Genomic DNA, 6,440 nt, shown 5'->3' on the forward strand with positions numbered 1-6,440 from the left:
ATCCTAGAACATGCCCGGTTCTGAGGGAATCAGAACCGGCGCAGCCCTCGTCTGTCGCGAAGGCGCGTTGCGCCTCAGGCTTCCTTGAAGCGGTAGCCGACGCCGTAGAGCGTCTCGATCATCTCGAAATCGTTGTCGACCACCTTGAACTTCTTGCGCAGCCGCTTGATGTGGCTGTCGATGGTGCGGTCGTCGACATAGACCTGGTCGTCATAAGCGGCGTCCATCAGCGCGTTGCGGCTTTTGACCACGCCGGGCCGTGTCGCCAGCGCCTGGAGGATCAGGAATTCGGTGACCGTCAGCGTCACCGGCTCGTTCTTCCAGGTGCAGGTATGCCGTTCCGGATCCATACGGAGCAGGCCGCGGTCGAGCGCCTTGGCGTCGTTCTCCTTCGGCGCGACGGTCGGATCCTTCGGCGCCGAGCGGCGCAGCACCGCCTTGACGCGTTCGACCAGGAGGCGCTGCGAGAACGGTTTGCGGATGAAATCGTCCGCGCCCATCTTGAGGCCGAACAGCTCGTCGATCTCCTCGTCCTTGGAGGTCAGGAAGATCACCGGCAGATCGGACTTCTGCCGGAGACGGCGTAGCGTCTCCATGCCGTCCATGCGCGGCATCTTGATGTCAAGGATGGCGAGATCAGGCTGGGTGGTGCGGAAACCGTCCAGCGCGGAAGCGCCGTCGGTGTAGGTCATGATGCGGTAGCCTTCGGCTTCCAGCGCGATCGAGACGGATGTGAGAATGTTGCGGTCGTCGTCGACCAAAGCGATTGTGGGCATGAGCCTCTGCTTTCTGCTTTCCGTTTGGGTCGTGGCTTAAACGGCGAGCAATCCAGTGATGCGCCGCATACATGGGTGCCGAATTGGCGTTCGAACCTTGTCACCGAGCAATGCAAGCTGGGCTGAAGTGTGACCAAGTTCCACGAAACACGGCGGATTCGCCGCATATCGACCCATAACCGGGCTCGGGTTTACCCGAAGAAAGGCCCGCCTTGCAACCACCTGAGCCGAGAAAGCCCATGCAACCGACCCCTGATTTCGTTCCCCAAAAGCTCGCCAAATCGCTGCTCAGGCGGTCCCGGCAGGGCGCACTCGCGACCCTCATGGCCGGCAGTGGCGATCCCTATTGTTCCCTGGTCAATCTGGCCAGCCACCCCGACGGCTCGCCGATCCTGCTGATCTCCCGATTGGCGGTCCACACCAGGAATATCCTCGCCGACAACAGGGTCTCGCTGATGCTCGACGAGCGCTCCGCAGGCGATCCGCTGGAAGGCGCCCGGATCATGCTGTCCGGCCGGGCCGAACAGGCCGAGAGTGAGAAGGATTTGCTCCAGCGGCGGTATCTGAATGCCCATCCCTCAGCAGAAGCCTTTGTTTCATTTAAGGATTTCTCGTTCTTCCGGATCATCCCTACGGGAACCCATCTGGTGGCAGGCTTCGGCCGGATCGTCGATCTCAAGCCGGAGCAGTTCCTCACGGACCTCGGCGGAGCCGAGGACCTGCTGGCGGCGGAGGAGGGGGCTGTCGAACATATGAATGCCGACCACCGCGACGCCATGGGTCTTTATGCAACGAAGCTCCTGGGCGCGGCGGAGGGCGACTGGCGCTGCACCGGCTGCGACCCCGAAGGTCTCGATATGCAGGACGGTCAGACAGCGCTGCGGCTGGATTTTCCGGAGCGGGTCACCAACGGTCCGGCGCTGCGTAAGATGCTGGTCCGTCTGGTGGGCGAAGCGCGCGCCAAGGGGGGCCAGAAAGCGGATTAGCTGCGACGCATTGAACGTCGCCTTACATCGCTGCGACCCAAGATCGTGATCGATCCGAGGTTGGCAGCGAGGGTTCATGGCAAGTCGTCGTTTGGCATTGGTCGCGGGCCTTGCGCTTGCGATCACCGCGTCCCTTGCCACGCCCGGTCTCGCCCAGACCGGCGGCCTCGCCGCGCAGAGCGCGCGCATCAACGCGCTTAGATCCGCCGGCAAATATTCCGAAGCCTTGCCGCTGGCGCAGGCCATGGTGGCCGCGCTCGAGAAGACCGGCAATAACCGTGATCTCGCAGCCGCCCTCAACAACCTTGCGCAGATCTATGCCGACCAGGGCCACGATGATCAGGCTGAGCCGATCTACAAGCGTGCCATCGCGCTGATGGAGAAGGGGACCGGCCTCGACAGCGTCGAGATTGCGCCGGTGCTGAACAATCTCGCCGCGCTCGATCAGCGGCAGGGCCGCTTCACGGATGCCGAGCCGCTGTTCAAGCGGGCGCTGGCCATTCGCGAGAAGGCATTGTCGCGCGAGCATCCCGATGTCGGCCAGTCCCTCAACAATCTCGCCACGCTCTATGTGAAGCAGGAGCGCCTTGCGGAGGCCGAGCCGCTGTTCCAGCGTGCGCTCGCGATCTTTCAGAAAGTCGGCGGTCCTGAGCACCCCGCGGTCGCGACGCTCCTGAATAATCTCGGCCAGCTTGATCGCGATCTCGGTCGTGATGCAGAGGGCGAGGCCCCGATCAAGCGCTCGCTCGCGATCCGCGAGAAGGTGCTGGGAGCCGACCATCCCGACGTCGCGCGCTCTCTCAACAATCTCGCGGGCCTCTACGAACACGAGCAGCGCTATGCCGATGCCGAGCCGCTGTATCGCCGCGCGCTTGCCATCCGCGAGCGCGCGCTTGGGCCGGATCATCCTGATGTTGCGACATCGACCAGCAATCTTGCTTATTTCCTGTACATCTCCGGACGAAGTGCGGACGCGTTGCCGCTTGCGGAAAGAACGCTTGCGAATGATCGCGCACAGTTGCGCGTGGTGCTGCCGATCCTGTTTGCGGCGCGCCAGCAATCCCTGCTCCCTGTCGACAAGGCGCTGGACGAGGCGCTCGCCGCGATCCAGCGCGGCACGCAATCTTCGGCCGCCTCGGCCGTGAACAAGCTCGCAGTGCGGCTCGCTGCAGGCACCGACCGGCTCGCCGAGCTGGTGCGGAAGGACCAGGATCTCGCCGCTGAATCCGACGCGCTCGACAAGGCGATCATTGCGGCCGTGTCGAAGTCGTCGGCGCAACGCGACGTCGCCTCCGAGCAGCGCAGTCGTGCGCGGATCGCGACGATGGCAAGCGAGCGCACGGCGTTGCAGAAGACGCTCGCCGTCGAGTTTCCCGACTACGCCTCGCTTTCCAACCCGCTGCCTCTGACGGTCAAGGACGTGCAGCCACTGTTGTCGGCCGATGAGGCGATGGTGGTCTATTCAGTCGTCGACAAGCGCAGCTATGTCATCGCCATCACGCGCGAGAGCGTGGACTGGAAAGAGATCCCGCTTGGTGCAGACGCGCTGGCGAAGAAGGTGACCGCGTTCCGCAGAGGTCTCGATGTCGGCAAGGCCCGCGATGGCTCCGGCAAATCGGGCTTGTTCGATCTTGCGCTCGCCAACGAGCTTTACGTCACGCTGCTCCGTCCCGTCGAGGCGCTGATCAAGGACAAGCGCAGTCTGCTCACCGTGCCATCGGGCGCCCTGACCGCACTGCCGTTTCACCTGCTGGTCACGGAGACGCCGCAGGCTGCGATTCCGGACACGCTCGAAGGCTATCGCAGCGCGGCCTGGCTGTTGCGGCGACAGGCCGTCTCGGTGCTGCCATCGGTCGTCAGCCTGAAGTCGCTGCGGGCCTTCGCGCGCAGGGACGAGGGCGTCAAGCCGATGACCGGCTTCGGCGACCCGGTCTTCAATCCCGCCGAGGGCGGCCCCTCCGACAGGCGCGCAGCAGGCGGAAAAGTTGCCGCGCGCAATCTTGCGACATCAGCCTATACCGATTTCTGGCGCGGCGCGGGCCTCGATCGCGCGCGGCTTGCCCAGGCGCTGCCGCAGCTTCCCGACACTGCAGACGAGCTGAACGCCGTAGCGAAGGATGTCGGCGCGGCCGCGGGCGACATCCATCTGGGCCGCGATGCCAGCGAAGCGACGCTCAAGCGTGCACCGCTCGTTCAATACAGCATCATCTACTTTGCGACGCACGGCCTCGTTGCCGGAGATATCAAGGGTGTGGGCGAGCCGTCGCTTGCGCTCTCGATTCCCGATCAACCCTCAGAGCTCGACGATGGCCTGCTCACGGCGAGCGAGGTCGCGCAGCTCAAGCTCAATGCGGATTGGGTCGTGCTGTCGGCCTGCAACACGATCGCCGGCGACAAGCCCGGTGCCGAGGCCTTGTCCGGATTGGCGCGCGCCTTCTTCTATGCCGGTGCACGCGCGCTGTTGGTCTCGCATTGGGCGGTGGATTCGGAGGCTGCCACGCGCTTGACCACTTCGACTTTCGATCTGCTCAAAAACGAACCAGGAATCGGCAGAGCCGAAGCCCTGCGGCGCGCGATGTTAACGTATGCTGATGATACCTCCTCGCCCCGCAATGGGTATCCCGCGATGTGGGGGCCATTCGCGCTGATCGGCGAAGGCGCGGTACGATAAAACGGCGCGCATTGTGCGTCGCAAAACATTCGATAACGCCGAAACAGCCATTTGGTTGCGCGATCATTCATGATTTTCAATGCGCGCGTTCAGAGCTGACATGCGCGACATCTGGCGCGGTCCTTGAATAAACCAAATCCTGCGGGATCGGCTTGGCAACGCCGGCGTTCATCAGTATTAGGTTTTCCAGCCGAGGCCGACCGGCCTGTCATTCACGCTGACCGCGATGGCGCCAAAGCTAAGGTCGCGCAATGTGTCGCGGGTTCTAGGAGGATTTTTCGTGCAAGAGACGGGCGTGCGCAACGGTGCCTTCGGCGCCGACAAATTCGGCTTAAAGAATCTCAAGCAGGTTCACTGGAACCTCGGCGCGCCGCAACTCTATCAATACGCGCTCTCAGCGGGCGAGGCGGTGCTGTCCGCTGACGGTTCGCTCTGCGCTGATACCGGCGAGTTCACCGGTCGCAGCCCGAAGGACAAGTTCACGGTGCGTGACGCCACCACCGACAAGAAGATGTGGTGGGCCGGCAATCAGTCGATCACTGCAGATCAGTTCGAGACGCTGTATCAGGATTTCCTCAAGCACGCCGAAGGCAAGCGCCTGTTCGCGCAGGATCTCTATGGTGGCGCTGATCCGTCCTATCGCATCAAGACGCGCGTCTTCACCGAGCTTGCCTGGCACTCGCTCTTCATCCGCACGCTCTTGATCCGCCCCGAGTCGATCGAGCTGTCGACCTTCGTGCCGGAGCTCACCATCATCGACATGCCGAGCTTCCGCGCTGACCCCAAACGTCACGGCTGCCGTTCGGAGAACGTTGTTGCCATCGATTTCGCCCGCAAGATCGTTCTGATCGGCGGTTCCTATTATGCCGGCGAGATGAAGAAGTCGGTCTTCACCACGCTGAACTATTATCTGCCCGAGCGTGGCGTCATGCCGATGCACTGCTCGGCCAATGTCGGCGCCAAGGGCGACACCGCGATCTTCTTCGGGCTGTCGGGGACGGGCAAGACCACGCTCTCGGCCGATCCGAACCGCACGCTGATCGGCGACGACGAGCACGGCTGGGGCCCGAACGGCGTCTTCAATTTCGAAGGCGGCTGCTATGCCAAGTGCATCAAGCTCTCCCGGGAAGCCGAGCCCGAGATCTTCGCGGCCTCGACCCGCTTCGGCGCGGTGCTCGAGAACTGCGTGCTCGACGAGGATACCCGTGTCGTCGATTTCGACGACGGCTCCAAGACCGAGAACACCCGCTCGGCCTATCCGCTCGATTTCATCCCGAACGCTTCGCGCACCGGCCGCGCGCCGCAGCCGAAGAACGTGGTGATGCTCGCCGCCGACGCCTTCGGCGTGCTGCCGCCGATCGCAAAACTGTCGCCGGCGCAGGCGATGTACCACTTCCTCTCCGGCTACACCGCCAAGGTCGCCGGCACCGAGCGTGGTCTCGGCAACGAGCCCCAGCCGGAATTCTCGACCTGCTTCGGCTCGCCCTTCCTGCCGCTCGATCCATCCGTCTATGGCAACATGCTGCGAGATCTCATCGCCCAGCACAATGTCGACTGCTGGCTGGTCAACACCGGCTGGACCGGCGGCAAGTACGGCACCGGTTCGCGCATGCCGATCAAGGTGACGCGCGCGCTGCTGACTGCCGCGCTCGACGGCAGCTTGCGCAACGTCGAGTTCCGCACCGACAAATATTTCGGCTTTGCGGTCCCGGCCGCGCTGCCGGGCGTGCCGAGCGAAATCCTCAACCCGGTCAACACCTGGAAGGACAAGGACGAGTTCGACAAGACCGCGCGCGCGCTGGTCGGCATGTTCCAGAAGAACTTTGCCAAGTTCGAAGCCCAGGTCGACGCCGAGGTGCGTGCAGCCGCTCCGGACGTGAAGCTCGCGGCGGAGTAAGGTCGTAGCGTTTGTGATGCAAAAGGGCGGCCGACTGGCCGCCCTTTGTTTTGTGGCTCTTCCTTCTCCCCTTGTGGGAGAAGGTGGCGCGAAGCGCCGGATGAGGGGTT

At 63.5% G+C, this 6,440-nt stretch carries 4 protein-coding genes; 3 read left to right on the top strand and 1 reads right to left on the bottom strand.

What is annotated here, in order from left to right:
* Nucleotides 1-74: 74 nt before the first annotated feature.
* Nucleotides 75-776 carry a response regulator transcription factor gene (locus Q0687_RS29385; protein WP_027535781.1) on the bottom strand — a complete coding sequence of 234 codons (702 nt, stop codon included), beginning with the start codon at nucleotides 774-776 and terminating at the stop codon, nucleotides 75-77.
* Nucleotides 777-1,015: 239 nt separating this feature from the next.
* Between Q0687_RS29385 and Q0687_RS29390 the strand changes: the two genes are divergently transcribed.
* From Q0687_RS29390 to Q0687_RS29400, 3 genes are all read left to right on the top strand, one after another.
* Entirely contained in the window at nucleotides 1,016-1,762 is a 747-nt protein-coding gene (locus Q0687_RS29390) for a DUF2470 domain-containing protein (RefSeq protein ID WP_298884938.1), read from the top strand.
* A gap of 76 nt (nucleotides 1,763-1,838) precedes the next feature.
* Nucleotides 1,839-4,433 (top strand): CHAT domain-containing tetratricopeptide repeat protein, encoded by a 2,595-nt coding sequence (locus Q0687_RS29395; RefSeq protein WP_298884939.1) that lies wholly within the window; start codon nucleotides 1,839-1,841, stop codon nucleotides 4,431-4,433.
* Nucleotides 4,434-4,713: 280 nt separating this feature from the next.
* Complete coding sequence (locus Q0687_RS29400; RefSeq protein ID WP_298884940.1) at nucleotides 4,714-6,330, top strand: phosphoenolpyruvate carboxykinase; 1,617 nt, start codon at nucleotides 4,714-4,716, stop codon at nucleotides 6,328-6,330.
* Nucleotides 6,331-6,440 lie beyond the last annotated feature (110 nt).

This window comes from uncultured Bradyrhizobium sp. (assembly GCF_936928535.1).
Lineage (GTDB): Bacteria > Pseudomonadota > Alphaproteobacteria > Rhizobiales > Xanthobacteraceae > Bradyrhizobium.

What these genes read in the sequence shown, in the direction of transcription:
- Q0687_RS29385 (WP_027535781.1), bottom strand. Translation starts at nt 776, where the DNA reads ATGCCCACAATCGCTTTGGTCGACGACGACCGCAACATTCTCACATCC.
- Q0687_RS29390 (WP_298884938.1), top strand. Translation starts at nt 1,016, where the DNA reads ATGCAACCGACCCCTGATTTCGTTCCCCAAAAGCTCGCCAAATCGCTG.
- Q0687_RS29395 (WP_298884939.1), top strand. Translation starts at nt 1,839, where the DNA reads ATGGCAAGTCGTCGTTTGGCATTGGTCGCGGGCCTTGCGCTTGCGATC.